Here is a 24820-nt window from a genome sequence, read left to right on the forward strand (position 1 = left end):
CCAGCCCAGCACCCCGCGACGCCCCTGCACCGTCAGGGGCGTCGCCATGCCCGCACCCACCACCCCCCGGAGGAACCGTGTCCCACGGCCTGCGCCGCCGCTCGCTCCTCGTCTCCGCCGCCGCCCTCGCCACCGCCGCGGGCCCCCTGTCCGACCTCGCCCGCGCCACCCCCGTACGCACACCGAAAGTGCTGCTCATCGGCCTCGACGGGGCGCTCCTGAACCGCATACGGGACGCCGCCGCGCCCACCCTGAAGGCCCTGATGGCACGCGGTCTGACCGCCCCCAGCAGCCTCTACGCCCAGCCGCTCGCCCCCACCTTGTCCGGGCCCGGCTGGGCCACCGTCCTCACCGGCGTCTGGCCCGACAAGCACAAGGTCCTCAGCAACGACTTCACCGGCCACGCCCTCGCCGCCCACCCGGACTTCCTGACCCGCGCCGAGACCGCCCGGCCTGCCCTGACGACGTACGCCGTGTCGTCCTGGGCGCCCATCACCGACACGATCCTCTCGCCGAAGGTCGACACCCGCGTGTCCACGCCGTCCGCCGAGTACGACGCGGGCACCACCGCGCGGGCCGTCGCCGCCCTCACCCAGGGCGACCCCGACGCCGTCTTCGTCCACCTCGACAACATCGACCACGCCGGGCACGCCAGCGGCGCCGCCAGCCGCGCCTACCTCGACGCCATCCAGGGCGCCGACGCCCAGGTCGGCCGCATCCTCGACGCCGTCGCCGCCCGGCCCACGTACGGCGACGAGGACTGGCTCGTCATGGTCACCGCCGACCACGGCCACACCGACGCGGGCGGCCACGGCGGCTCCAGCTGGGCCGAGCGGCAGACCTTCCTCATCGCCGCGGGCGGCGGGCTCACCGCCGGTTCCGTACGGCACGACGTGCGCATGCCCGACGTCGCCGCCAGCGCGCTCGCCCACCTCGGGGTCGCCATCGACCCGGCGTGGGGGCTCGACGGGCGGCCGGTGCAGCAGCCGCGCCCGGACGCCTTCGACGCGCTGCGGCCCGCGCTGAAGCCGCCCGTGGACGAGTCCGGCGTCGGCGCGGGCGTCGTCGGCTTCACCCACACCCCGCCCGACGGCTGGAGCGTCGACAACGCGCGCATGGGCGGCGGAGGCGTCACCGAGTGGCGCGGCTGGACCTTCACCACGGACGAGTTCTGGACGAAGACCCAGCGCGACCAGCACCGCGAACTCAACATCCGGGCCCGGAACGTCTTCGCCGTCGCCGACGGCGACGAGTGGTCCGACAAGCCCGTCACCGGCACCTTCGACTCCACCCTCGTCAGCCCCGCGTACCCCGTCACCGGCGGCGCCCCGGCGACCCTCACCTACACCACGTACTACCGCCACCAGGCCCCGCAGCAGGGGCAGGTGCTCGTCTCGTACGACGACGGGGCGCCCGTCGTCGTGAAGACGTACACCGCCGACACCCCCTCCGTCGTGGAGCGCGTCCGCCTCCAGGTGCCCGCTGGAGCCCGCACGGCACGGGTCCGCTTCCGGTACACCGGGGGAACAACTGGTACTGGGTGATCGACGGGGTCGAGATCGCCGCGTCGTGATTACGCTGGTGGGGTGTCGGCACAGTGACGTTCCGGCGCCCCATCAGCCACTTTGTTGCTTTACGCAGACCGCAGGAGTGCACCCCATGGCAGAGCGCAAGCCCATCGAATCGTGGCTCACCGACATGGACGGGGTGCTCATCCACGAAGGCGTGCCCATTCCCGGCGCGGACGCGTTCATCAAGAAGCTCCGCGAGTCCGGCAGGCCGTTCCTGGTCCTCACCAACAACTCCATCTACACCGCGCGCGACCTCCAGGCCCGGCTGACCCGCATGGGCCTGGAAGTGCCCGTCGACAACATCTGGACCTCCGCCCTCGCCACCGCCAAGTTCCTCGACGACCAGCGGCCCGGCGGCACCGCGTACGTCATCGGCGAGGCGGGCCTCACCACCGCCCTGCACGACATCGGGTACGTCCTCACCGACCACGACCCGGACTACGTGGTCCTCGGCGAGACCCGCACCTACTCCTTCGAGGCCATGACCAAGGCGGTGCGGCTCATCAACGACGGCGCGCGGTTCATCTGCACCAACCCCGACGAGACCGGCCCCTCCACGGAGGGCCCGCTGCCCGCCACCGGGGCCGTGGCCGCGCTCATCACCAAGGCCACCGGGAAGAAGCCGTACTTCGCCGGGAAGCCGAACCCCCTGATGATGCGGACGGGGCTGAACGCGATCGGCGCGCACTCGGAGACCAGCGCGATGATCGGGGACCGCATGGACACGGATGTCCTCGCCGGACTGGAAGCCGGGATGGAGACCTTCCTGGTGCTCACCGGGCTCACCTCCCGCGCTGACATCGACCGCTATCCGTTCCGCCCCTCCTGGGTGGTCGACTCCATCGCGGACCTCGTCGACCGGGTGTAGCCCCGACGGGTGTGCCCCCTCCCGCGGGGCGCGCCCCCAGCGCGACAGATTCAGCCCGTCCGGCGTTTGAGGACGAGGCCGCCAGGCCGATTTTCGGGGGTCCAGGGGGCGGAGCCCCTTGGTTTCGGGAAGGGGCGGGGTGGGGGAGGGAGCCCCCGGCAGGGACCCGGACGGGGGCGCTGGGGATGCGGGGGGCGTGGGGGAGCGTGAGCCTGGAGGACAGGAGGTTCACGATGCGTATACGGATGGTGGCCGTGGGTGCCGGGGCGGCGCTCGCCCTCCTCGCCCCGCCCGGCCCGGCCGCGGCCCACGACCAGGACCAGGTCAAGGCCCGGGTGACCCCGGGCACCGCACCCCCCGGCGCCCAGCTGGCCCTACGGGTCACCGGGTGCGAGGGCACCACGGGAAGCGCCGGATCGGGCGCGTTCCAGGGGGACGCCGAGCTGCGCGGGGCGGCGGGCGCGCTGGCGGGGACGGCCCGGGTCAGACAGGGCGTCTCCGGCACCTACGAGATCACCGTCACCTGCGACGGCCACCCGCACCAGGGCGTGGGCACCGTCCAGGTGACCGGCGCGGGCCCCACCCCCGTCTCCCCGGTGCGCGCGGGCGGCGGCGGCACCGCCCCCCTGACCCCCACGGTCGCCACGGCGGAGGAGGCCGGACCCGGCAGGCGCCACGCCGTCGTGGGCCTGGTGCTCGCCGGTGCGGCGGCCGTCGCCGTGGCGCTGCGCAGCGTCCGTCGGCGCCGCCCCGAGTGAGCCGCCGCCATGACCGGGCCGGAGCCCGACGGCGGCCCCCCGCACGGCACGAGCCGTCTCGTCATGGGGACGGCCTGGGCGGTGCTCCTGGTGGGCCTGTGGCTGTGGGGCAACGAGATCACCGACGTACGCGGCGGGCTCTCCGATCCGACGACCGGTGACGTCGCCGCCGTGGGCCGCCCCGCCGGGGTCGACCTGCCGCGCGCCCACGACCCCCTGGACCCCGCGCGCCCGCAGCGCGTCGACGTGCCGTCCCTCGGCGTACGCGCCCCGGTCGTGGCCCGCGGCCTCGACCCGCGCGGCGCGATCGACCCGCCGCCGTACGCGCAGCCCGGCGTCGTCGGCTGGTACGGAGGCGGCGTGCGGCCCGGTGCCGCCGGGCCCGCCCTGCTCGTCGGGCACGTGGACACCGAGACCCGGCCCGCGGTCTTCTACCACCTGAGCGCGGTGCGCCCCGGCGAGAAGATCCGCGTGACCCGCGACGACGGCTCCCTCGCCGAGTTCACCGTGGACGACGTCCAGGTGCTCGGCGGGAACGACTTCGACGCGCGGCGGGCCTACGGGCCCCGGGAGGCAGGACGGGCCGAGCTGCGCCTGATCACCTGCGGCGGCACCTTCGACCGGGCCAGCCGCACCTACTCGGCGAACGTCGTCGTCTCCGCCTACCTCACCGGGGTGGACCGCTAGCCCTCGGCGGCACTCCGGGTGCCGCGCAGCGCGCGCAGCCCCAGGCCGCCGAAGACCGCCGCGAACACCGCCCACAGCAGCACGTGCGACGCCAGGGACAGCATCCGGAAGTCCCACAGCAGCGTCGGGCTGACCGGCACCGGGTCCGGGTTGTCCGGCAGCGCCCACAGCAGCGCGAGGACCGCCACTGCCGTCACGGCCGCCGCGCCCTGGCGCACCGGCAGCGGGCGGTGCGCCAGGCGCACGTACACCTGCCACACCAGGAACATGCCGAGCACGCTCACGGCGACCGCGCCCAGCCACATCTCCTGCCGGTCGCCGACCGTGCCGGAGTCGCCGACGCCCGGCGGGTTCGCCGGATAGCGCAGCGCCGGGAACAGGGACACGGCGCAGAACGCCGCCGCGCAGCAAGCGAGCGCCCTCGGCCAGGGGTGCGCGCGCGGGTCGCGCCGGTGCACGACGGCGTATGCGACGGCGAACAGCACGCCGATCGCGAGGCCCGCGACGACCAGGGCGATGACCAGGCCCGCGTGCTGGGTCGAGCGCGAGAACAGCTCCTCGTGGTGCTGCACCGCGCCGCCCGCGGGCTCGTGCTCGTGGGAGCGGGCCTCCTCCGCGCGGATCGCCCTGTCCATCAGGGGCTCGGCGAGCAGCAGCGAGAACAGACCGGCGGCGAGCCCGCCGAGGCCCCCGGCCGCGAGGCCGCGGCCGAGCAACGACAGCACGGGCGAGGCCGTGACCGGGGCGGACGCGGAGTCAGGGGGGCCGGTGGGTGAAGTCCGGGGAGCGGTGAGGGAGTTCGGGGAGTCAGGGGACGACGTCATGGCGCGCGCGGCCCCGATCAGTGGCAGGGGGCACCGAAGAGGTGCCGTCCGTCGTGCGCGAACTCGTGCAGGTAGTCGCCGGTCGCCGAGACCAGCGAGCCGTTGTCCATGAAGACGGCGTACAGCGCGATCAGCGCCACGATCGCGGCGGCCGCCGCGATCAGCCAGTCGCGGGTCTGGATGGTCGCGGACTGTACGGCGGCGTGCTCGGACTGTGGTGCGGTGTGCGCGGCGGAAGCGGACATGCCGTCACTCTCCTTCTGGGGTTTCCACGCCCCATGGCAGGAGGACGACGGGTCAGTTCCTGACTTCCCCGCGCGCCGACAGCACGCGCCCGGGGTCACAGTGGCGGGACCGTCCCGGAGTCGCACCGGGTTCCTGGCAACCGTCGCCTCGATGTATGGACTTGTCGCCGGGAGAGTCCCAGGTGGTCATGGACACTGTCAACCAGGTCAAGTGAGCCGGGCGGCGGCGCACAGGCGCCCGGAGCGGGCGCGCGCGCCCGCGCGCGTGTGGCGCCCGGAACGTGTGCGGTGGGCCGGGACGCACCTGGCCCGGTCAACGACCCGCTCCCCCTGGAGCCGCCGACCGGGCTGGTCCTCGACCGCGCGCGCACGAGCTGCGGGAGGAACCCGGCGTCGGCGCGGGAGGCCTTGGTGGTCCGCTCCCCGACGCGGGGCGCGGTCCTCGGTCAACTCAGGCCGGGGGCTTGGGCCGTGTAGCTGACTCTAGAGCGGAAGGCGACCGCGGCCTAGGGGCGTTTGACGCCAGCACCCGGGCCGCCCGCACCGTCCCGGCCGGGGCGGGTGCCGTCCCCGCTCGCGCGGGCGACCCCGTCCGTGCGGGCCACCCCGTCCGCGCGGGCCCCGTCGCCCCGCAGCACCGCGTCGTCGAGCGTCCCCTCGATCACCGCCTGGGCGACCGCGTCCATCACCAGGCGCTCGCGGCGCGCGTACCGCCGCAGCGTGTCGAACGCGCCGTCGAGCCCCGACCCCCAGCGCTCGGCGAGGATGCCCTTGGCCTGCTCGATGCGGATGCGGCTGGTCAGGGCCGACTGGAGCTGCTGCGCCAGCACCCGGTACGAGGCGTACGTACGGTGGTTGCGCAGCCCGACCGCGGCGGCCTCGGCGAGCGCCCGGGCGAGTTCCACTCCGCCGTCGCCCGCGCCCCCGCGCGCCCCCGCGGGGTCGGCCCGCGGGACGAACACGTTCAGGGCGCCGAACACGTCGTCGCGCTCCCGCAGCGGCACCGCGAACGTGCAGGCCACGCCCCGCGCGCGGGCCCGCGCCGTGAAGGCGGGCCAGCGCACCAGCGCGTCGCCGGAGCCGAGCCGCACCGGCGGCACCGCCCGGCCGCTGCCGTACGCCTCGACGCAGGGCCCGCCGCGCCGCTGCGCCTCGAGCAGCTCCCGCGCCAGCTCGCCCCCGCGGCGGCTCACCGCCAGGCGCGCCCCGCCGTCCGCCGCGTCCGGGTCCGCGTACATCACCCCCGCGGCGAGGGCGTCGAGGAGTTCGGCGCAGTGCTGGCTCACGCGGCCCAGGTGCCGCCCCGCGTCGAAGTCGTCGCTGACCGTGTCGACGGCCTCGACGAGGGCCCGGGCCAGCTGGAGCTGTGAGGCGCGGTCGGGCATGGGCGTTCCCTTCTCCACCGCCCCCCACGGCAGCTCGCCTACCCCGCTTCCGGACGCTGTAACAGCTCTCCAACAGGTGCCTTCGCGCATCCGTCCGCCCTCGTGGGGCGCACTGTGTTATGTCAGGATTGACCACTGAACCGTGCGCCCAAGGGGGAGTGGATGTACCGCAACAACACAGGTCGCGTACGGGGGATCGCGGCCCGGGGACGGCGGCTCCGGCGCTCCTGGCGGGCGCGGCCCTGCTGCTCTCCGCCCTCTCGGGGTGCTCGTCCGACGGCGGTGACGGCGAGGGCGAGGGGGACGGCGCGACGCGCCCGGTGCAGCAGCGCCCGAAGGACGAGGCGCCGTTCTGGGTCAACCCCGACGGGAACGCGGCGCGGCAGGTCGCCGCGTACGAGAAGGACGGCAAGAAGGACGAGGCGCGGCAGATCCGGAAGATCGCCGAGCAGCCCGTCGCCGAGTGGATCGGCCCGGAGCGCCCCGAGGACGAGGCGCGCGGCTTCACCCAGGCCGCCGAGAAGGCCGACCGGGACGCCGTCCTCGTCCTGTACAACATCCCGCACCGCGACTGCGGCCAGTTCTCCAAGGGCGGCGCCGCCGACGGCAACGCCTACCGCGCGTGGATCGACGGCGTCGCCAAGGGCATCGGCGACCGGCACGCCACGGTCGTCCTGGAGCCGGACGCGGTGCTGCACATGGTCGACAAGTGCACGCCGGAGCAGTTCCACGAGGAGCGCTACGACCTCCTCAACGGCGCCATCGGCACCCTCACGTCCCTGAAGAACACCAAGGTCTACCTGGACGCGGGCAACGCCGGGTGGTCGCACCCCGACGCCCTCTTCGAGCCCCTGAAGCGCTCCGGCGTCGAGAAGGCCGACGGCTTCGCGGTGAACGTCTCCAACTTCCAGACCACCGAGGCCAGCGTGGCCTACGGCAAGACCCTCTCCGCCAAGGTCGGCGGCAAGCCCTTCGTCATCGACACCAGCCGCAACGGCCGCGGGCCCTATGCCGGGGGCGGCAAGGACCCGTGGTGCAACCCCCCGGGCCGGGCCCTGGGGAAGGCCCCCACCACCAAGACCGGTGACCCGCAGGTCGACGCCTACCTGTGGGTGAAGCGCCCCGGGGAGTCCGACGGCACGTGTCGCGGTGGCCCGCAGGCCGGACAGTGGTGGCCCGCGTACGCCTTGAAGCTGGCGGAGAACAGCGCCCCGTAAGGGGCGCGTCTTCCCCTAGGGCACGTGCACCCACTGGGCCTTGCTGGGCGTGCCCTCCGCGTCCGTCACGAAGAGCATGTACCAACCCGACTCCACCAGGCTCCTGTTCTTGGGAACCGTCACCGTGATCCCCCTCGCGGACTTCTTCATGTCCAGGGCGATCGACGTCTGGTCGATGTCCGTGACGTGGGTGGTGGCGGACGGCCGGATCAGGCGGGCCTTCGTGAGGGACGCGGCCCCCTTCGTGGCGAACGTGCCGGACCCACCCCGCTTGATGGTCTTGGGGCCCGCCCCGAGGACGGGGCGCTCGCCGTGGTACAGGTACGGCGGCGTGTAGATCTCCACGCGCTGCTCGAAGCTCCCCGGCTTGGTGTTGGCCTTGTCGGCGTACAGCGAGTCCGAGCCGAAGAACATGACGCGGCCGTCGGGCAGCAGGATCGACCCCGAGTGGTAGTTGCGGCCCACGTGCGGGTCGGCGACCCTGTCGAAGGTGTTCTTCCGCGGGTCGTAGAGCCGCGCCTCGTGGATGTTGGAGGCGCCGCGCCCCCGGTAGTCCTCGGAGCCGCCCGAGACCAGGACCGAGTCGTCGGGCAGGATCGACGCCTGCGGGTAGCGGGTGCCCCTGTCCAGTTCGGGGCCGTCGACGAAGCGCGGGTCGCGCTCCTTCAGGTCGACGACGCGGGTCTTCTTGGACGCCTTGGTGGACTCGCCGACGCCACCGCCGCCGACGACCATGTACCGCTGGTCCTGCGCGGGCGGCAGCTCCACCGTGTTGGAGGTCTCCAGCATGTCCGGGTCGCTCATGCCGGGGATCTTCTTGAACCTGTTGGTCTCCAGGTCCCAGATGCCCGGGTCGCGGCCCACGTCGTCGGGTCCGTAGCCCGCGTTCGAACCGGAGTAGAAGAGCTTGCCGTTGGCCATCTGGAAGATCGCCGGATACGTCGGGAACTGGCGGACCTTCTTGGTGTACGTCCACTTCTTGGTCTTCGGGTCGTACACCTCGTTCTTGCCCGGCACCAACTGGCCGATCTCGTCCAGGCCGGAGAGGGACAGGACCTTTCCGTCGGCGAGCGTGGTCAGCGTCGGATACCAGCGGGCCTCGTTCATCGGGTCGACCTTGATGTACTTCTCGGCGACCGGATCGAATTCGAAGGTGTCCTTGATCCCCTGGAAGTCCTTCTTGTCGAGGGCGAGTTTCTGCGCGATGCCGTACGTGTTGCGGGCGTCGGCGCCGTTCAGGCCCTGCACGCGGTAGTTGTCCTGCGTGCCCGTCTCGTACGCGGTGCCGCTGCGCTGCGCCTCCACGTAGATGCGGCCGAGGCCGGGGTCATTGCGCAGGAACGCGCCGGTCCGCTTGTCGAAGACCTTCTTCGCGCGCTCGACGACGATCGGGTCCTTGGACACGAACGTCTTGCCGTTCTTCTTCCCGGTGAACCGGGTGCCCGCGGGCAGCGTGATCGGCTTGTCCGGATTCTCGTTGTGCACGATCATCAGGCCGCCCGCCTTGGTGACGTCGCCCTTGAGCTTCTCGTACCGCTTGGTGCCGCCCGCGATGAGCAGCTTGCCGTCGGCGAGCTGGGTGTGGCCGGTGCAGAACAGGTCCGTCGGCGTGGGGATCTTCTTGATGGTGTTCTTCTCGGGATCCCAGAGCCGGGTGTCGAACTTCTTCTCGTCGAAGTTCTTCTGGTTGTTTCCCGAGCCCGCCACCATCAGGATCTTCCCGGTGTGCAGGAGCGAGGCGTGAATGGTGTTCTGCCGGTACTCCTCGGGGAATTCGACGACCTTCCAGTGGCCGTTCTCGGCCTTGTACTCCGGCTGGTTGATCTTGTAGTTGTGGTACTTCTCGGAGCCCACGCGCCACAGCCAGGGGCCGTTCATCCCGGCCAGGGCCAGGACCACCGCCGTGCCTATCGCGAGGCGGCGGGCGCGGCGGCGGCTTGAGGGGTCTCTCGATTTCTCGTGGCTCCCGAGGGCGATCTGCATGGTGTCCTCATTCGAGGCGTTCGAGGCCCAGTTGGGGTGCTGCTGGGCGTACGCGGTCTGGCGCACCGGCAGGCCCTGCTGCGGCGCGGGCGAGGCGGGCGGCGCGGGGGACGTGTGCGGCCCGGCGGCGGCGTCCGGCGCGGGGCCGGGCCGCTTGCGCTCCTGGCGCATCCCGTACCGCCAGGCGAAGATCGGCGACGCCGTGACGAGCAGCGCGAACGCGGCCCAGGTGATCATCGCCGGGTGCGCGTGGTCGTACACGTACGCCGCCACGATGGACCCGGCGAAGACCACGATGAAGAACAGGTGGATGCGGAACGTCCCGAACAGCGTGTCCGGGCTCGCCGAGTCGCCCTTGGGGGTCACCACGAACTTCGACTTGCGGCGCAGCGCCGCGTCCATCAGGGAGCGCGCGTAGATGGGCGCGGAGAGGGCCGACATCACCATGCCCGCGACGCCGCCGGACCCCTCGGGCTCGTGCGGCGACACGTTGTGGCGGCGGTTCCAGACGTACAGGCCGATCTGGAGGGCGGAGGCGTTGCCGTACAGCATCAGCCAGATCGTCGGGTCGATGTTCACGCCGGAGGCGCCGAGGCCGAGGAACAGGGCGCAGCTCAGGGCCGCGAGGATCCAGTTCAGGGCGGACATCGGGTAGAAGATGACCATCATCGTGTAGTTGAAGAGCCGCCCCGGCGGCAGCGAGAACGGCGCCTTCCAGAACTGCTTGAGGATGGTCTCGTACGTGCCGCGCGACCAGCGCAGCTGCTGTGTGAAGAAGTCCGTCCAGGCGTTCGGGCCCTCGCCGACCGCGAGCACGTCCGGGGTGTAGACCGACTTCCACTTCTTCCCGGTGGCCGGGTTCCGGTGCCGGTGGATCTCGAAGCCCGTCGCCATGTCCTCGGTGATCGAGTCGTACAGGCCGCCGATCTGCTGGAGCGCCTTGATCCGTACGGCGTTGCTCGTGCCGACGAACATGGGGGAGCCGTAGGCGTTGCCCGCGCGCTGGATCAGGGCGTGGAAGAGGAACTGCTGGGACTCGGCGGCCTTGGTGACGAACGTGTCGTAGTTGCCGTAGACCTGCGGGCCGATGACGAAGCCGACGTCCGGGTCGCGGAAGAAGCCGAGCATCCGCTCCAGGTAGTTGGGCATCGGGACGTGGTCGGTGTCGACGGAGGCGAAGTAGTCGTAGTGGTCGCCGTGCGCCTCCAGCCAGGCGTTGTAATTGCCGTGCTTGGTCTTGGCGCGGTGCGGGCCCTTGGCCTGGTTCCACTTCGCTATGCCCTTGCGGGAGAAGTGGTGCACGCCCAGGCGCGCGCAGACCGCCTTCACCTCCGGGTCGTCGCCCTCGTCGAGCAGCCACACGTGCAGCAGTCCGCGGTGGCGCAATCTCACCGCCGCTTCGAGCGTCTTCGTCACCATCTCGATCGGTTCCTTGCCGGGCACGAACGAGGTGAGGAAGGCGACCCGCGTGCCGGTTTCCGGCACGACGGGCACCGGGTCGCGGGCGACGAGCGTGGCGTGCGCGTTCGACAGGACGTTCATGCAGCGGAAGAACTCGATCAGGCCGATCGAGACGAGCATCACGATGTCCAGGACCGGCAGGAAGTCGTACGCCGGGTAGTCGCGCTCCGTCCAGTGGTCGGGCTGGAGGAGCCAGGCGAGCAGCACCAGGGAGAGCAGCGGGGCGGCGCCGAGCATGAGCGCGGCGCGGATCCGGTGCGGCTCCTGGGAGAGCAGCGAGCGGTACTGGACCCGGTACGGCTTGCCGGGGTCGGGCTGGGTGAGGGGGCCCGCGAGGCGGCTGTAGTGCTCGTAGTCGTAGCGCGGCAGCGACTTCTTCAGGCGCTTGAGGCCCGCCGTCCGGTGCGACACCACTCTGAGCCGGGTCGTCTGGGACGGGTCGCTGTGCTGCTCGCCCGCCGGTGTGGACGTCATCGGTCATCCCCCCGCACACGGTCGTCCGCGTGGTCGTCGGTCCTTCAGCCCGGCCGGGTCCCCCATGACCTGCGCGGGCGCGTCACTGTTGGGCCTCCTTCCGCCAAGACAGCGAAATGAGGCCTTCCGGTTGCATGATGCCCCCCTCGGCATCCGTTCATGAACGCGGGCCCCGCACTGCGGGTCCTGGTCCGGACCCGTACGGATTCCGGTCCCGGCCCGTACGAATCCAGGTCCCGGATGGTGGGTGGATCCTGGTCCCCGCGTCCCGGTGGGCTCTTCCGGTGGGCTCTCCCGGCGGGTGGTGCCCCAAAGCCCAACCGCCTTGTGACGCACGCCGGATGAGGCACCCGAAAGCGCGCGAAAGCACCCTGGAGGCGCCTTACGAGAGCCCCCTCACGAGAGCCCCCTCACGAGAACCCCTTCGCGAGAACCCGAGAGCCGCGGCCTGCCCCGGCCTTCCGACAAGGTTGTCCGCGCATAAGCATGATCGCAAGAGCGAAGCAAGCAGTTTACCGGTCATATGTGGGAAGAGGGGCCGCTGTTGGGGCGGGTGCGCTCAGCCGGGTGCGGATGTTACCGAAGTGTTCCCTTATCGCCCGCTCCGCCCGGAGTACGTCCGAGGAGCGCACCGCGTCGAGGATCTCGCGGTGCTGGCGGCAGGTGACCTTCGGGTCCTGGGGTACGTCGACCAGGTCGGTGCGCACGCGGTGGAAGGCGTCCCAGAACGCCTCCAGGACCTCGCCGAGGAGCCGGTTGCCCAGGCAGCGGTAGAGCGTGGTGTGGAAGGCGCGGTCGGTCTCGGCGCGCACGGCCCCCTCGGGCGAGGCGGCCTCGGCGTCCATGCGGTCCACGAGGGCGTCGAGGTCGGCGAGGTCCGCGGCGGGGATGGAGCCCGCGAGCCGTGCGATGAGGCCGGTCTCGACGGCTTCGCGCAGTTCCAGGAGCTGGAGCAGGCTGTCCTCGCCGCGGTAGTGCCCGGCGACGGTGCGGAAGGTGAGGCCCTCGATCATCGGCGCCATGGACATCGGCCCGACGTAGGTGCCGAAGCCGTGGCGGATCTCGACGATGCCCATGGCCTGGAGCGCCTTCAGGGCCTCGCGCACCGAGTTCCGGCTGACGCCGAGGCGCTCCATCAGCTCGGGCTCGGTGGGCAGCACGGCGCCGGAGGGCAGCCGCTGGTCGATGATGAGCCTCTTGATCCGCTCCTGGATGTCGCGCGCCATGGGCGCAACGGTAGCGGTCGGCGCGGGGGCGCGAGGGCGCGCGGGGGAGTGGGTGTGTGAGCGTGGGGGCGTGGGGGCACGGGGGCGCGTGAGCGCGGGGCCGCGTGAGCGCGGGGGCGCGTGGTGGAGGGGCGGAGGTGTGGGGCGGGTGTCGTGGCGTGGGGTGGACGCTGTGGTGTGGGGCGGGTGTCGTGGTGTGGGGCGGGCCTCGCGGGGTGGGCGTCGCGGGGCGGGATGGGTGTCGTGGGGTGGGCGTCGCCGGGTGGGGCGGGGTGGGTGTCGCGTCGTGGCGCGGGCAGCGAAAAGGCCCTCCGCCGGAGCGGAGGGCCTTTCCTGTCTGTGCGCCGCCAGGGACTCGAACCCCGGACCCGCTGATTAAGAGTCAGCTGCTCTAACCAACTGAGCTAGCGGCGCCTGCTGACCTGGATAACTCTACCGGATGTCCGGGGGTGGTCCTGACCACTGGCGGCCGGGGGCCCGGCGCACCGAGCGGAGGGGGGCGGAGGGGGCGGCGCGCCCGGCGAAGGGAGCGGTGTCCGGTCCGCGCCGTGGAATCGCCTGCCGATCCATCATTCGGACCGTCAACATGCGCTGTCCGGAGACAGTTGAGAAACTGACGGATGTGCAGAAGTGCGGACGATCCGGCCCGGAGGAATTCCCGGGGGCGTCCCCGGGGTGGCCCGGGGAACTCTCGGGTGTGAGGGGAATCGCATGGAGGCTGCTCCGGTATTCGAGGAATTCGAGCCCGCGCCCGACTGCGACTGCCCGGGATGCGTGCACTGGCGGCGCTCCGGGGCCCACGCCCTGCCGCCCCGGCTCGGAGGCCACCCGGGGGCGCACGGGGCGCGGCGGGCGCTGGTGCTCGCGACGGCGGCGGGTTCGGTGCTCGGGTCGGGGTCCGGGCTTGGCATTGGGCTCGGGCCAGGGCTGGGGGCGGGGCAGGCGGTGGCGGCCCCGATGCCGGGAGGTTTTCCGCAGGTGGAAGTAGGTTTTCCGCAGGTGGGAGGGGGTGCGGCGGCCGGTGTCCGGTCCGGCGGTGAGGATCCCGGCACCCCGCAGGGCAGGCAGAGCGCGTTGCACGGGGCGCCCGGTCACCCGGCGCGCCCCCGGACCACGACCCGCGCCGAGATCATCAACCGGGCCAAGCGGTGGGTCGCCGCGAAGGTGCCGTACAGCATGAGCGCCTACTGGTCCGACGGCTACCGGCAGGACTGCTCCGGCTTCGTCTCCATGGCCTGGAACCTCGGCGGAAACGAATGGACCGGCCATCTCGGCGCCTACGGCACGCGCATCTCCAAAGACGAGCTGAAACCCGGCGACATTCTGCTGTTCCACAATGCGGCAGCCCCGCAGAGAGGGTCGCACGTGACGATTTTCGGCGGCTGGACGGACTACACGCGCAACTATTACCTCGCCTACGAACAGACGCGCCCGCACACCCGCCGCCAGGCCACGCCCTACGCGTACTGGACCAACGGCGGCCGCTATGTGGCCTACCGCTACAAGGGGCTGCGCGCCGAACCCCAGGACGGTCCGAACGCCCCGACGGCGCGCTACCCCGGCGCGCGCGCCTTCGGCCCCGGCGCGAACAACCCGCACGTCACCCGGCTCGGCCAGCTCCTCATCGCCCGCGGCGGCGCCCGCTACTACCGCTCGGGCCCCGGCCCGCGCTGGACCGACGCGGACCGCAGGGCGACACAGGCCTTCCAACGGGCACAGGGCTGGACGGGCCCCGCCGCGGACGGCCTCCCGGGCCCGACGACCTGGTCGTACCTGGTGCGGGGCGCGGGCCGGGACATCCCCGCCGCACCGGGCACAGCCGGGCCGACGGGCACCCCGGCGTTCCCGGGCAAGGCCTACTTCCGCCCCGGGCAGCGCAACCCGCACGTGACCCGGCTCGGGCGGCAACTGGCACGAAAGGGGTACGGCCGGTTCTACGCCCTCGGCCCCGGGCCAAGCTGGGGCGAGGCGGACCGGCGCGCGGTGGAGGCGTTCCAGCGGGCGCAGGGGTGGCGGGGTGGGGCGGCGGACGGGGTGCCGGGGCCGGAGACGTGGCGGAGGCTCTTCCTTCAGTGAGGGGGTCTAACGGCAGCTTCGGTGAGGGGGGCTTGCGGGGGCCTCTCAGGGGTCCGCGGTGAGGGGGGCCTGGTGAGAGGTTCTAACGGGAGCTGGTGGGAGGGCCTGTGGTGAGAGGGCCTCGCGGCGGCTATCGAGGGGGCGGGGGTGAGAGGTACTCACGGCGGCTATCAGGAGGGACGCAGGTGAGAGGCCCTCACGGTGGTTATCGAGAGGGCTGTGGTGAGAGGCCCTCACGGTGGCTCCCGGGAAAAGCTGCAGTGAGAGGTTCTAGCGGTGGTGAGAGGGGCGGGCCGGTACGGAACGCACGACGGAGGCACGGAGGCACGGATGAGTACGACGACACAGCGGCCGCCGGAGTCCGGCGGCGGGAACGGCCCCGGCGCGTCCGGCAGCCGTCCGCCCCGGCTGATCCACAGCGAGGCCACCACCGAGATCCCCGTACACCTGCTCTTCCGTGACGACCCCCAGGACGGGGTGGGCCTCGCCCTGCCGCCGACGGTGGTGCGGGGCGGCGGCGGAGCGCGGGGGCGGGAGCCCGAGGGGCGGCCTGCTTCGGGGCGGCGGCCTGAGGGGCGGACCGCTGGGCGGAGCACGGGGCGCCAGCCTGAGGGCGGGGCGGGGCAGCCGGTGGCCCTGCCCGCGCCGGATGTCGACGCGGAGCTGGTCGAGCGGCCCGCGCGGGTGCTGCCCGGGGCCGTGGGGGTGCTCGCCGGTGGGGCGGGGGCGGCGGCGTGGGTGTTCGCGCTGTGGTGGGCGGGGGCGGTGCCGGACTCGGTCGCGCGGGCCGTGGGGCTTCCGGGGCCCGACGGTCCCGGGGCGGCGGGGATCGGGGCAGCGCGCTGGGCGGCGCTCGCCGGGGCCGGGGCGCTCGCGCTGTTCGGCTTCGGGGGGCTCACGCGGGGCCGGGTCGGCGAGGCGCGGGTGCTCTCCCTCTTCGGCCGCTACCGGGGCACCGCCCGGCGGACCGGACTGCTCTGGATGAACCCGCTGCTGCTGCGACGCCGCGTCGACGTACGCCTGCGGCACTGGCGCAGCGAGCCGATGCCCGCCGTGGACCGCTGCGGGGTCGCGCTGCGCGTCGTCGTGCTCGTGGTGTGGCGGGTCAAGGACACCGCGCGGGCCACGCTCGCCGTCGCGGACCACCAGGAGTACCTGCGCGAGTGCGTCGAGGCGACCACCGCGCGGGTCCTGTCCCGGCTGCCCGCCGACGCCTTCCACGACGGGGGCCGCGACGCCGCCGAGGAGGGGCCGACGCTGCGGGACGCGGAGGCGGTCGGCCAGGCGCTGACCCGGGCGCTCGCCGCGCAGGTGGAGCCCGTCGGCGTCGAGGTCTTCTCGGCGCAGCCGACCCGTACCGAGTACGCGCCGGAGGTCGCCGCCGCGATGCACCGCCGCCGGATCGCCGCGCTGGACGCGCGCCACCGCGACAGCGTGCTCACGTCCGTGGTGGACTCCGTCGAGGACACCGTGGCGCGGCTGACCGGGCGCGGCCTGGTCGAGCTCGACGACTACGAGCGCAAGGCGCTGGTCAAGGATCTGACGGTGGCGTTCTATACGGGGCATGGAGAACGCTGATCACACGGCGCGTACGGCGCGTACGCCGCGTACGGCGCCTGCGGTGGCGCCGGGGCGTGCGGGCGCTGGGGATGGCCCTGAGGGGGTCGGGTTCGCGGCGCTGGTGGAGGGCGCCCGGCGGTTGGCGGAGGGCGCGCGGGGCCGCCGCGTGCTGCTCGGGCTCGCGGGTCCGCCCGGCGCCGGGAAGTCCACGCTCGCCCGGGCGCTGGTCGCGGCGGTCGGCGCGGACGCCGCGTACCTCCCGCTGGACGGCTTCCACCTCTCCAACGTCCAGTTGGCCCGGCTCGGCCTGACCGCCCGCAAGGGCTCCGAGCCGAGCTTCGACGTCCACGGATACGTGGCCCTGCTGCGCCGGGTCCTCGCCGACACCGCGCACGACATCTACGTACCCGACTACGACCGCACGCTGCACGAGCCCGTCGCCGCCCGCCATCTCGTCGCGCCCGGCGCGCGCCTCGTGGTCACCGAGGGGAACTATCTGGCCTGCGACCTGCCCGGATGGCGTGAGGCGCGGGAGCTGTTGGGGGAGTGCTGGTACGTGGACGCGCCTGGTGACGTGCGCCAGGAACGGCTCGTGGAGCGGCAGTTGAGGGGCGGGCGAACGCCTGCGGCCGCACGGGCGTGGGTGGCGGACAACGACCGGCCCAACGGTGAACTGGTCGCGGCGTCGCGGGAACGCTGCGACCGGATCCTCTCCACGATTGGTATGGACATGTTCAACTACCGGCAATAATCTAGGGCTTGGTCTAGACCGCACTTCCCCGCAGTGCCCCGGGGGCACCGACACAGCTCGGGTCCGTCAGTGCTCCAGGGGTCACAGGAGGCTGCCCTCGTACCATGCGGCCTTCCCTCGGCGACCCCAAGTCCGTCAGCGCGCACGGCTCAAGGAACTCCCCCACGTTCTTCAGGAGCGGCAGCATGCGAAAGAAGATGTCCGCAGCCATGCTCGGTATGGCGACGGTCGGAGCGTTCGCGCTCTCCACCGGCGGCGCCAGCAGCCATGGCTACACCGACCTGCCCGCAAGCCGTCAGATCAACTGCGCCAAGGGCGTGGTGACCGGCTGTGGTTCCATACAGTACGAGCCGCAGAGCGTCGAGGGTCCCAAGGGCTTCCCGGCGCGCGGTCCGGCCGACGGCAAGATCTGCTCCGCCGGTCTCGCGGGCTTCAGCTCGCTCGACCGGGCCACCAAGCCGAACGGTGGCGCCTGGCCCGCGACCCAGGTGAACGCGGGCCAGAGCTACACCTTCCGCTGGCAGTTCACCGCGCGGCACCGCACCACCGACTTCCGCTACTACATCACCAAGCAGGGCTGGGACGAGAGCCAGCCCCTGACGAGGGCGGCGCTCGACCCCCAGCCGTTCCTCACCGTGCCCTACAACGCCCAGCAGCCGCCCGCGACGCTGTCGCACAGCGGCACCATTCCCGGTGGCCGCAGCGGACACCACGTGATCCTCGCGGTCTGGACGGTCGCTGACACGGGCAACGCGTTCTACGCCTGCTCCGACGTCAAGTTCTAACCGGATTCCCCCCACGGGGGTGCCCTGGGCTCGCGTCCAGGGCCACTGACCGCCAGGGATGGCTTGCGGCGGCAAGCCATCCCTGGCCGGTGGCCTTGAACCGTGCCCACGGCCCACCCCTCCCACGTCGCACTCCCAAGCCGCCCGGCCTCGCCCGCTGCCGCGCTGTCTCGCCGCCCACCCCTTACGGAGACGTATGGCGTGGGCATCGCCCTGCAGGCGCCAGGTAACGGGGCGCGCCGGGGCACCGCCCCCGGAACCTTCGGTCGCCCACGGCGATCAGTTCCGCGAGGGGCGGGATAGCGTGGGGCGATGCGGTGGGGGCAGGTAGGTCGGGCGCTCGGATACCAGGGGAGCAGTCTGCTGCTCGGCACCGCGCTGGCGGTCTGGCTGGTGCTGGGTCTCACCCTGAGCCCCGTTCTCATCGGAATCCCCCTGCTCGTCTTGGTGGGCATACCGCTGGGCGCACTGGAACGCGCCCGCGCCCGTCTCCTCTTCCCCGACCTCACGACCACGGCCACCGCCACCCCACACCGCACCCCGGAGTCCCCGGGCTCACCGCCTGGCTCCGTCTGCGCTTCACGGAGCAGGCGACCTGGCGCGAACTGGCGTACGCCGTCCTCGCGGCGGTCGTCCTCTGGCCCCTTGACCTGGCGGTAGCCGCCTGCGCCGTGGCGCTGCCCCTGGCCCTGGCGGCGGCCCCCGCCCACCTGGCGCTGGCGGGCGGGCCGGGCGGCGGCGGGATCCGCGCCGCCAAGCTGTGGCCGGTCGACTCGTACGCGGCGGCCTGCGGCACCTCCGCGCTCGGCCTGCTCCTGCTGCTCGTCCTCACCTACCCCCTCACGGTCCATGCCCGCGCCCGCGCGCGCCTGGCGCTGCTCCTCCTCGCCCCGCGCGAGGCGGAAACGGAGGCGCGGCTCGCGGAGGTGACGCGCTCGCGGGCCCGTCTCGTCGCGGCGTTCGAGTCCGAGCGCCGCCGCATCGAGCGGGACCTGCACGACGGGGCCCAGCAGCGCCTGGTCGCCCTGAGCATGACCCTCGGCCTCGCCCGCTTGGACGCCCCGGAGGAGAGCCCGCTCGCGGACCGCCTCGCCGCCGCCCACCGGGAGGCGGACCAGGTGCTCGCCGAACTGCGCGAGCTGATCCGCGGCATCCATCCGCAGGTCCTCGCCGACTACGGTCTCGCCGCGGCCATAGAGGACGCGGCGGACCGCTCCCCAGTGCCCGTGGACACCGACGTCGAGCTGCCGCGGCTGCCCGAACCGGTGGAGTCCGCCGGGTACTTCGCGGTCCGCGAGGCGCTCGCCAACGTCGCCAAGCACAGCGGGGCCGCGCGGGCCGAGGTGTGGGCGCGGTACACCGACGGCGCGCTGCGTATCGCCGTACGCGACGACGGGCACGGCGGTGCCGATCCCGCGCGTGGCACCGGTCTGACGGGCCTCGCGGACCGTCTGGCCGTCCTCGATGGCACACTGACCGTCACCAGCCCGCCCGGCGGCCCGACCGCCTTGTCCGTGGAGGTCCCGTGCAGCCCCGCTCCCATCGCGTAGTCCTCGCCGAGGACAGCGTGCTGCTGCGCGAAGGCCTCGTCGGTGTGCTGAGCCGCTTCGGGCACGAGGTCGTCGCGGCGGTCGGCGACGCGGACGCGCTGCGTGACGCGGTGGCGGCGCACGTGCCGGACGTCGTCGTCACCGACGTACGGATGCCGCCCGGCTTCCAGGACGAGGGGCTGCGGGCCGCACTCGCGCTGCGGGCCGTACGGCCCGGCCTGCCGGTGCTCGTGCTCAGCCAGTATGTGCAGCGGGCGTACGCGGCCGAGTTGCTGGACGACGGGGACGGCCGCGGCGTCGGCTATCTGCTCAAGGACCGGGTGGGCCAGGTCGAGCAGTTCGTGGACGCCTTCACGCGGGTCGCGGAGGGCGGCACGGTCGTCGACCCCGATGTCGTACGGCAGTTGCTGCGCCGCAGACGCGATCCGCTGGAGCGGCTCACGCCGCGGGAGCGCGAGGTGCTGGCGCTGGTCGCGGAGGGCAGGTCCAACGCGGCGATCGCCGCCGAACTCGTCGTGACGGAGGCCGCCGTGGGCAAGCACATCGGCAACATTCTCGGCAAGCTCGACCTGCCTCTGGCTGAGGGCACGCACCGCCGCGTGCTGGCGGTACTCGCTTATCTCAGGGCCTGAGCCCGCGCCCGGGCCTCCCCGATTTGACGTGTACGTCTCCACTACGATCCTCGATATGAGCGTGTCTGACGGGTCTTCTGAGGGATGTTCTGACGGGCCTGGTGGAATCGACGGGCCTGGTGGATTCATCAGGTCTGGTGGATTCGTTGGGCCTGGTGGATTCCGTGAGTCTGATGGGTTCCGTGACTCTGATGGGTTCGGTGGATCTGGTGGGTTCGACAGATCCGACGGGCATGACGGGGCCGACGGGTGTGGTCAGATGCCGGTCGGGCCGCTCAACCGGGTACGCCTGACCCCGCGTCAGGCCCGGCGGCTGCGCGTGCTGGCGGCCTCCGCCTTGATGGTCCTGGCGGCCGTCCTGCTCGCGGCGCGGCTCGCGAGCCGGTCGTCCGTCCTGGTCGTGGGGGTATACGGACTGCTGCTCATTCTCTGCGGCCTGGTCATCGAGCTGAGCAGGCGCGGTCGGACCAGGCTCGGCAGCTATCTGCTGGGCGCGGGCCTGCTCGCGTCGTTCGTGATGGATTTCGCGGTGCTGTCATAACGCTACGTCACGAAAAGTAAACAGCGCGTTAGTTCGTGGATCGGCAGTGCCGGAAGACATGGCCGCGCTCCCCGGCCGGGCGCACGTCGCGGTCGCGCAGGACGACGGACAGCTTTCCGCCCCAGCGGTCACACGCGGTCTCGTACCCCTTGGTCTCGTACTCGATGTCGAAGACCCGCCCGCCGAACTCCTCGACGTATGCGCCGCATTCGCCGTACTGGCCGCACTCCTCCGCCACCGCGAAGTCGAAGCCCAGGCCCTTGCCGAGGAATTCGGTGGTGTTCTTCTGGCCGATGGCCAGGCCGCTCGCGTGCGCCCTGCGGACGAGGAGGCGCGTGAACGCCATCGCGTCGGCGGCGTCGAGCTGGCCGTCGGAGCGGGTGTAGGAGTCGAGGTTGTCCGGTTCCACGGCGTCGAATTCGGCGCGCGCGCAGCCGTCGATCCAGCGTCCGACGACCTTGATCAGGGCCGTGCGTTTGGCGGCCGTGGAGATGTCGAGCAGCGGCTCCTGCCAGTCCTCGTCGATCACGAGCGCGCCGTTGTCGTCGCGCAGCAGCAGGTCCGGGTGCTCGGCGCGCCACCACGCGGCGGCCTTGCGGCCGGGTTGGGCCTGGAAGGCGTTGACGTAGCAGATGTTGTAGCGGCCGGGCGCCGGCTTCGCCGAGCGGTCGCGGGAAACGGCCTCGACGCCCTTCGGCGGCGGATAGGCGCCGCCCAGCTGATAGTCGAAGGAGGCGCGCGGGCGGGGCGGGCGCGGAGTGCCTCCGGCCTGATCGGACGGGGCGCGGTCCTGGCCTGGTGACGGTCTGGCGGAGGCCGGTCTGTCGGAGGCCGGTTCGCCCGACGAGCAGCCCGCGAGGAGCGCGGCGACGAGGGCGAGGGCAAGGGTGAGGACCCGGGGGCTGTGCGACATCTGACCGTCCTGTGAGTTCCGCTGGGGCGCGCCCGCTCCGTGATGAGGTGCGCTTTTAAGTGTGCGCTTGATGACGATGCCGGGCGAATTCCCGCTGGTTAGCCTCGTGAGGGTCCGAGAGATTCCGTCATGGATTCGAGTTCCGGCGATGAGGCGATTCAGCGGGAGCTTTGTACGCGCAGACCCTTCCGTCTGCGAGGAAGGGGTCTGTTGTGAACGGCCAAGCCGTCGCTCCACCCGAAGGGCAGCTGTCCTACGGGGAGATACTCCAGCTCGATGACCTCCTGAGCAGCGCCCGCGTGCACGACGACGACGTGGACAGCGTCCTGTTCCTGGCCACGCACCAGTCGTGCGAGATCTACTTCGCGGTGCTGCTGCGGCACCTGGAAGCCGTGCGCGCGGCACTCGACGCCGACGACAGCACGCTCGCGGTGCGCCGAGCCGCGCCCCTGCCCATCATCGTGACCACATTGACCCGCCAGTTCGACGGCCTCGCGACGCTCACGCCACGCGCCTTCGACGCGATCCGCACGGAGTTGGGCACGGCCAGCGGATTCCAGTCCGCCCAGTTCCGCGAGGTCGAGTATCTCTGCGGCCTGCGCGACACGCGTTTTCTGAGCACGCAAGGATTCAGCGAGGAGGACCGCGCCCGGCTCGGCGCCCGCTTGAAGGAGCGGTCCGTGCAGGAGGCGTACGCCGACTTCGCCGTCCGCGCCACCGATCCGGACGCCGTCGAGCGGGTCCGCCGTGCCCTGGTCGACTTCGACGAGGCCCTCGCCATGTGGCGCGCCCGGCACGCGGTGCTCGCCGAGCGGTTCCTCGGCGGGGCCACGGGGACGGCGGGCTCTGAAGGCGCGGCGTACCTGTGGATGGCGGCCCGGCGCCGCGTCCTGCCCGACGCGTGGGCGACGTCGTGACCTGGGACATGATGGGGGAGCCGCCGAGGGAGCGGGGTGCGGGCCATCACATGTCCCTGACCCTGGCCCTGCCCCTGACCTTGACCTTGGCCTTGGCCCGGACCTCGACCGGGCGTACTCGCCGAGTTCCCTGGTGGCCGACCTGGACGCCCAACTGGAGCGGTACGCGACAGACAGCGCCCGGGCCCGCGCCGAGCTGACCGTCCACCGTGACGTGCCCTGCGGCCCCCTGCCCGAGCAGCGCTTCGACTACTTCCCCGCGGCCGAGCCGGACGCCCCGCTGTTCGTCTTCGTGCACGGTGGCTACTGGCAGGAGCTCAGCAAGGCCGAAGCGGCCTTCGCCGCCCGGGACTTCGTGGCGGCGGGCGTGGCTTTCGCGGCCTTGGGGTACGGGCTCGCGCCGCGGTACTCGATGCGGCAGATCACGATCGCGGTCGGCGCGTCGCTGCGGCGGATCTGCGGTGTGCCCGGCGAGCCGCCCGGCGGTCCCGACGGTCTGCTGGGCAGTCCACGCTCGGTGCACTTCGGTGGTCACTCGGCCGGTGCGCACCTGGTGGCGTCCGCGCTGCTCGACGCCGATGCCTGGGCGCGAGCGGGGGTGGCCCCGCACGAGGCGGTGGCCTCGGCCACGCTCATCAGCGGGGTGTACGACCTGACGCTGCTGCGGCACACCTACGTCAACGACACGCTCGGAATGGATGAGGCGGAGGCGCGGGAGTGCAGCCCCTCCCGGCTGCTCACCGCGGGCGTCGCGGGACGCGTGCTGCCGGAGCTGGTGATCGCCCGCGGTGAGACCGAGACCCCCGAATTCGCCCGCCAACAGCGGGAGTTCGTGCAAGCCGCACGGCTGTGCGGTAGCGGCCGTGCCCGGGTCACGGACCTGGTCGTGCCGGGGCGGCACCATTTCGACCTGCCTTTCGACCTCGGGAATCCGGCGACGGCGCTGGGCGCGGAGGTGCTGCGGGTGATCCGTTCGACGGGTCCCGTAGGGGGCGCCTCCGGGGCGAGTGGGGACAGCCCGGATCCGCTGGACGAGGCACGATCGGCACGCTTGTGTCATGAAGCCACTGACTTCCATCGGCGCCCGCAGGTCGGCCACTTCGGCCCGGCTGCTGCGGCTGTTCGTGATGTCGGGGATCCTCACGGTCCTGGTCACGCGGGCGTTCCTCGCGCTCGCCGGGTATCCCAAGCTCGGCAGCAAGGACCCCGACGCGACGGTGCACATCTCGCACATGCTGTGGGGCGGGCTTCTGATGACCGTGAGCCAGGTCGCCCTGCTCGGGCTCAGCGGGCGGCGGCTGCGGATGTGGGCGAGCGCGGTCGGCGGCGTCGGCTTCGGCCTGTTCATCGACCAGGTCGGCAAGCAGGTGTCGAACGAGGGCTATCTGTACGCGCCAGCGGCCGGGTTGATCTACCTCAGCTTCGCGGTCCTCGTCGCCATCGCCTGGCGAGCCGAGGACAGCCCGCCGCCAGCGCAGCGAGGCCCCTCTTCCGCCGGTGGCGCTCCTGGCGACGGCACTCCGAGCGACGACACCCCGGGCGGCGGCGCTTCGGACAACGGCGCCTCGGACGGGGCCGAACGCGAGGCGGCGGCCACGCGCACCTCCCAGGCCGCCGAGCTCCTGCTGCACGGCATGGACGGCGGTCTGACGGCGGCGGAGCGGGCCAGGGCCCAGCAACTACTGGAGGGCTCGCAGGCGCCGACCGACCGGGCCCTGCTGGCGGCGCTCGGCTCGGTGCCGGAGCGCGTGCCCCGGCCCAGGCCATGGCTCGACGCATGGCAGTCGCTCGGCCGCCGCTTCTCCGGGATGACGGGCCACACGGGAGTCGTGCGGGCCGCCGTGGTCCTCGTGGTGGTGATGGGCTTCCTCCGCCTCGGCCGCCTGGCCGCCAGCGGCCTCGGCGGCCCGGACAGCGAACGCGAGTGGAACGCTCTGGTGGCCGCCCTGGCCTGCGCGACCGTCACATGGGGGCTGTATCTGTACGGAGTGCGCATGCTGCGCCGCGACCGCCCCGCGGCCTTCCGGGCGCTGCGCACCGGCCTCCTGATCGACCTGCTGCCGGGCCAGGTGCTGAACTTCACCATCCACCAGTTCTCGGCCGTGCAGGACCTGGTCATCGACGTGCTGCTGCTGGGCGTGGTCACGGCGGAGCTCCAGCGGATGGCGGGCCCGTCGCAGCCGCTGGCGGCACCCCGGTGCTCGCAGCCGCCGCATACGTCGGACCGGGCGCGGCGCGGGCACATACCCGTCCGGCCGGAGCCGTGGCCGCCCGCTCCGGCTGTGCCGATCCCACGGGCGGCCCTGAGAGCGCAAGGGCTGGTGCCGTCGCAGGGAATCGTGCGGCTGCCCAGCGCAGTGCCCAGCGGCACCGAGGACGCCCCGGCCCGCTGACCG

At 72.6% G+C, this 24820-nt stretch carries 20 protein-coding genes, 1 tRNA gene, 2 pseudogenes and 1 riboswitch; of the genes and pseudogenes, 15 read left to right on the forward strand and 8 right to left on the reverse strand.

All coding sequences use genetic code 11. The features are described 5' to 3' along the window. Positions 1–77: 77 nt before the first annotated feature. The 4 genes and pseudogenes from ACOBQU_RS24275 (at position 78) to ACOBQU_RS24290 (ending at position 3884) form a co-directional block, all read left to right on the forward strand. Positions 78–1573: pseudogene (locus tag ACOBQU_RS24275) on the forward strand (alkaline phosphatase family protein). 86 nt (positions 1574–1659) lie between these two features. After that, on the forward strand, positions 1660–2439 hold the full coding sequence (locus ACOBQU_RS24280; RefSeq protein ID WP_423629487.1) for an HAD-IIA family hydrolase: 780 nt from the start codon (positions 1660–1662) through the stop codon (positions 2437–2439). 233 nt (positions 2440–2672) lie between these two features. Further along, positions 2673–3197 (forward strand): hypothetical protein, encoded by a 525-nt coding sequence (locus ACOBQU_RS24285; protein WP_423629489.1) that lies wholly within the window; start codon positions 2673–2675, stop codon positions 3195–3197. A 9-nt stretch (positions 3198–3206) separates the two neighbouring features. Then, a complete protein-coding gene (locus ACOBQU_RS24290) occupies positions 3207–3884 on the forward strand; it encodes a class F sortase (protein WP_423629491.1) in 678 nt (225 codons plus the stop codon). Here the strand turns inward: ACOBQU_RS24290 and ACOBQU_RS24295 are convergent. The 3 genes from ACOBQU_RS24295 to ACOBQU_RS24305 form a co-directional block, all read right to left on the reverse strand. Then, positions 3881–4609 carry a CbtA family protein gene (locus tag ACOBQU_RS24295; RefSeq protein WP_423629493.1) on the reverse strand — a complete coding sequence of 243 codons (729 nt, stop codon included), beginning with the start codon at positions 4607–4609 and terminating at the stop codon, positions 3881–3883. The genes ACOBQU_RS24290 and ACOBQU_RS24295 overlap by 4 nt on opposite strands. 116 nt (positions 4610–4725) lie before the next feature. Then, on the reverse strand, positions 4726–4953 hold the full coding sequence (locus ACOBQU_RS24300) for a CbtB domain-containing protein (protein ID WP_423629495.1): 228 nt from the start codon (positions 4951–4953) through the stop codon (positions 4726–4728). A 33-nt stretch (positions 4954–4986) separates the two neighbouring features. Further along, positions 4987–5133: riboswitch (cobalamin riboswitch) on the reverse strand. A gap of 326 nt (positions 5134–5459) precedes the next feature. Further along, complete coding sequence (locus ACOBQU_RS24305) at positions 5460–6338, reverse strand: ANTAR domain-containing protein (RefSeq protein ID WP_423629497.1); 879 nt, start codon at positions 6336–6338, stop codon at positions 5460–5462. 158 nt (positions 6339–6496) lie between these two features. Between ACOBQU_RS24305 and ACOBQU_RS24310 the strand changes: the two genes are divergently transcribed. After that, a complete protein-coding gene (locus tag ACOBQU_RS24310; protein WP_423629499.1) occupies positions 6497–7555 on the forward strand; it encodes a glycoside hydrolase family 6 protein in 1059 nt (352 codons plus the stop codon). A gap of 15 nt (positions 7556–7570) precedes the next feature. Here ACOBQU_RS24310 and ACOBQU_RS24315 read toward each other — a convergent pair whose 3' ends face one another. From ACOBQU_RS24315 to ACOBQU_RS24325, 3 genes are all read right to left on the reverse strand, one after another. Beyond that, positions 7571–11473 carry a galactose oxidase-like domain-containing protein gene (locus tag ACOBQU_RS24315; protein WP_423629501.1) on the reverse strand — a complete coding sequence of 1301 codons (3903 nt, stop codon included), beginning with the start codon at positions 11471–11473 and terminating at the stop codon, positions 7571–7573. Positions 11474–11985: 512 nt separating this feature from the next. Further along, positions 11986–12699 carry a FadR/GntR family transcriptional regulator gene (locus tag ACOBQU_RS24320; RefSeq protein WP_423629503.1) on the reverse strand — a complete coding sequence of 238 codons (714 nt, stop codon included), beginning with the start codon at positions 12697–12699 and terminating at the stop codon, positions 11986–11988. A 340-nt stretch (positions 12700–13039) separates the two neighbouring features. Further along, positions 13040–13113, reverse strand: a tRNA-Lys gene (locus ACOBQU_RS24325). A 297-nt stretch (positions 13114–13410) separates the two neighbouring features. Between ACOBQU_RS24325 and ACOBQU_RS24330 the strand changes: the two genes are divergently transcribed. The 8 genes and pseudogenes from ACOBQU_RS24330 to ACOBQU_RS24365 all read left to right on the forward strand — a co-directional run bounded on the left by ACOBQU_RS24330 (position 13411) and on the right by ACOBQU_RS24365 (position 20594). Beyond that, a complete protein-coding gene (locus ACOBQU_RS24330) occupies positions 13411–14775 on the forward strand; it encodes a peptidoglycan-binding protein (protein WP_423629505.1) in 1365 nt (454 codons plus the stop codon). A 330-nt stretch (positions 14776–15105) separates the two neighbouring features. Beyond that, complete coding sequence (locus tag ACOBQU_RS24335) at positions 15106–16353, forward strand: SPFH domain-containing protein (RefSeq protein WP_423629507.1); 1248 nt, start codon at positions 15106–15108, stop codon at positions 16351–16353. Continuing rightward, positions 16340–17086, forward strand: a complete 747-nt coding sequence (locus ACOBQU_RS24340) for a nucleoside/nucleotide kinase family protein (protein WP_423629509.1) — start codon at positions 16340–16342, stop codon at positions 17084–17086. Before ACOBQU_RS24335 ends, ACOBQU_RS24340 begins: the two co-directional genes overlap by 14 nt. A gap of 185 nt (positions 17087–17271) precedes the next feature. Then, on the forward strand, positions 17272–17871 hold the full coding sequence (locus ACOBQU_RS24345; RefSeq protein ID WP_423629511.1) for a lytic polysaccharide monooxygenase auxiliary activity family 9 protein: 600 nt from the start codon (positions 17272–17274) through the stop codon (positions 17869–17871). 312 nt (positions 17872–18183) lie between these two features. Then, positions 18184–18698: pseudogene (locus ACOBQU_RS24350) on the forward strand (sensor domain-containing protein); the annotation flags it as partial. A gap of 99 nt (positions 18699–18797) precedes the next feature. Then, complete coding sequence (locus ACOBQU_RS24355; RefSeq protein WP_423634684.1) at positions 18798–19421, forward strand: sensor histidine kinase; 624 nt, start codon at positions 18798–18800, stop codon at positions 19419–19421. After that, positions 19397–20053 carry a response regulator gene (locus ACOBQU_RS24360; RefSeq protein WP_423629513.1) on the forward strand — a complete coding sequence of 219 codons (657 nt, stop codon included), beginning with the start codon at positions 19397–19399 and terminating at the stop codon, positions 20051–20053. The genes ACOBQU_RS24355 and ACOBQU_RS24360 overlap by 25 nt, the downstream gene beginning before the upstream one ends. Before the next feature lie 259 nt (positions 20054–20312). Beyond that, positions 20313–20594, forward strand: a complete 282-nt coding sequence (locus ACOBQU_RS24365) for a hypothetical protein (protein WP_423629515.1) — start codon at positions 20313–20315, stop codon at positions 20592–20594. Positions 20595–20622: 28 nt separating this feature from the next. On the opposite strand, the gene ACOBQU_RS24370 is transcribed toward ACOBQU_RS24365, so the two are convergent. Next, positions 20623–21507, reverse strand: coding sequence for an endo alpha-1,4 polygalactosaminidase (locus ACOBQU_RS24370; RefSeq protein ID WP_423629516.1), 885 nt, complete (start codon positions 21505–21507; stop codon positions 20623–20625). Positions 21508–21719: 212 nt separating this feature from the next. On the opposite strand from ACOBQU_RS24370, the gene ACOBQU_RS24375 reads away from it, so the two are divergent. Continuing rightward, positions 21720–22424, forward strand: a complete 705-nt coding sequence (locus ACOBQU_RS24375) for a tryptophan 2,3-dioxygenase family protein (protein ID WP_423629518.1) — start codon at positions 21720–21722, stop codon at positions 22422–22424. Between the two features lie 46 nt (positions 22425–22470). Here the strand turns inward: ACOBQU_RS24375 and ACOBQU_RS24380 are convergent, their stop codons facing one another. Continuing rightward, positions 22471–22722, reverse strand: coding sequence for a hypothetical protein (locus tag ACOBQU_RS24380; RefSeq protein ID WP_423629520.1), 252 nt, complete (start codon positions 22720–22722; stop codon positions 22471–22473). Positions 22723–23482: 760 nt separating this feature from the next. On the opposite strand from ACOBQU_RS24380, the gene ACOBQU_RS24385 reads away from it, so the two are divergent. After that, positions 23483–24817 (forward strand): hypothetical protein, encoded by a 1335-nt coding sequence (locus ACOBQU_RS24385; protein ID WP_423629522.1) that lies wholly within the window; start codon positions 23483–23485, stop codon positions 24815–24817. Positions 24818–24820: the final 3 nt, after the last annotated feature.

This window comes from Streptomyces sp. G45, from assembly GCF_049542095.1.
Lineage (GTDB): Bacteria > Actinomycetota > Actinomycetes > Streptomycetales > Streptomycetaceae > Streptomyces.

Bases quoted from the DNA above. Each gene is read 5' to 3' on its own strand.
- ACOBQU_RS24280 (WP_423629487.1), top strand. From the start codon at position 1,660: ATGGCAGAGCGCAAGCCCATCGAATCGTGGCTCACCGACATGGACGGG.
- ACOBQU_RS24285 (WP_423629489.1), top strand. From the start codon at position 2,673: ATGCGTATACGGATGGTGGCCGTGGGTGCCGGGGCGGCGCTCGCCCTC.
- ACOBQU_RS24290 (WP_423629491.1), top strand. From the start codon at position 3,207: ATGACCGGGCCGGAGCCCGACGGCGGCCCCCCGCACGGCACGAGCCGT.
- ACOBQU_RS24300 (WP_423629495.1), bottom strand. From the start codon at position 4,953: ATGTCCGCTTCCGCCGCGCACACCGCACCACAGTCCGAGCACGCCGCC.
- ACOBQU_RS24305 (WP_423629497.1), bottom strand. From the start codon at position 6,338: ATGCCCGACCGCGCCTCACAGCTCCAGCTGGCCCGGGCCCTCGTCGAG.
- ACOBQU_RS24315 (WP_423629501.1), bottom strand. From the start codon at position 11,473: ATGACGTCCACACCGGCGGGCGAGCAGCACAGCGACCCGTCCCAGACG.
- ACOBQU_RS24320 (WP_423629503.1), bottom strand. From the start codon at position 12,699: ATGGCGCGCGACATCCAGGAGCGGATCAAGAGGCTCATCATCGACCAG.
- ACOBQU_RS24330 (WP_423629505.1), top strand. From the start codon at position 13,411: ATGGAGGCTGCTCCGGTATTCGAGGAATTCGAGCCCGCGCCCGACTGC.
- ACOBQU_RS24335 (WP_423629507.1), top strand. From the start codon at position 15,106: ATGAGTACGACGACACAGCGGCCGCCGGAGTCCGGCGGCGGGAACGGC.
- ACOBQU_RS24340 (WP_423629509.1), top strand. From the start codon at position 16,340: ATGGAGAACGCTGATCACACGGCGCGTACGGCGCGTACGCCGCGTACG.
- ACOBQU_RS24345 (WP_423629511.1), top strand. From the start codon at position 17,272: ATGCGAAAGAAGATGTCCGCAGCCATGCTCGGTATGGCGACGGTCGGA.
- ACOBQU_RS24365 (WP_423629515.1), top strand. From the start codon at position 20,313: ATGCCGGTCGGGCCGCTCAACCGGGTACGCCTGACCCCGCGTCAGGCC.
- ACOBQU_RS24370 (WP_423629516.1), bottom strand. From the start codon at position 21,507: ATGTCGCACAGCCCCCGGGTCCTCACCCTTGCCCTCGCCCTCGTCGCC.
- ACOBQU_RS24385 (WP_423629522.1), top strand. From the start codon at position 23,483: ATGAAGCCACTGACTTCCATCGGCGCCCGCAGGTCGGCCACTTCGGCC.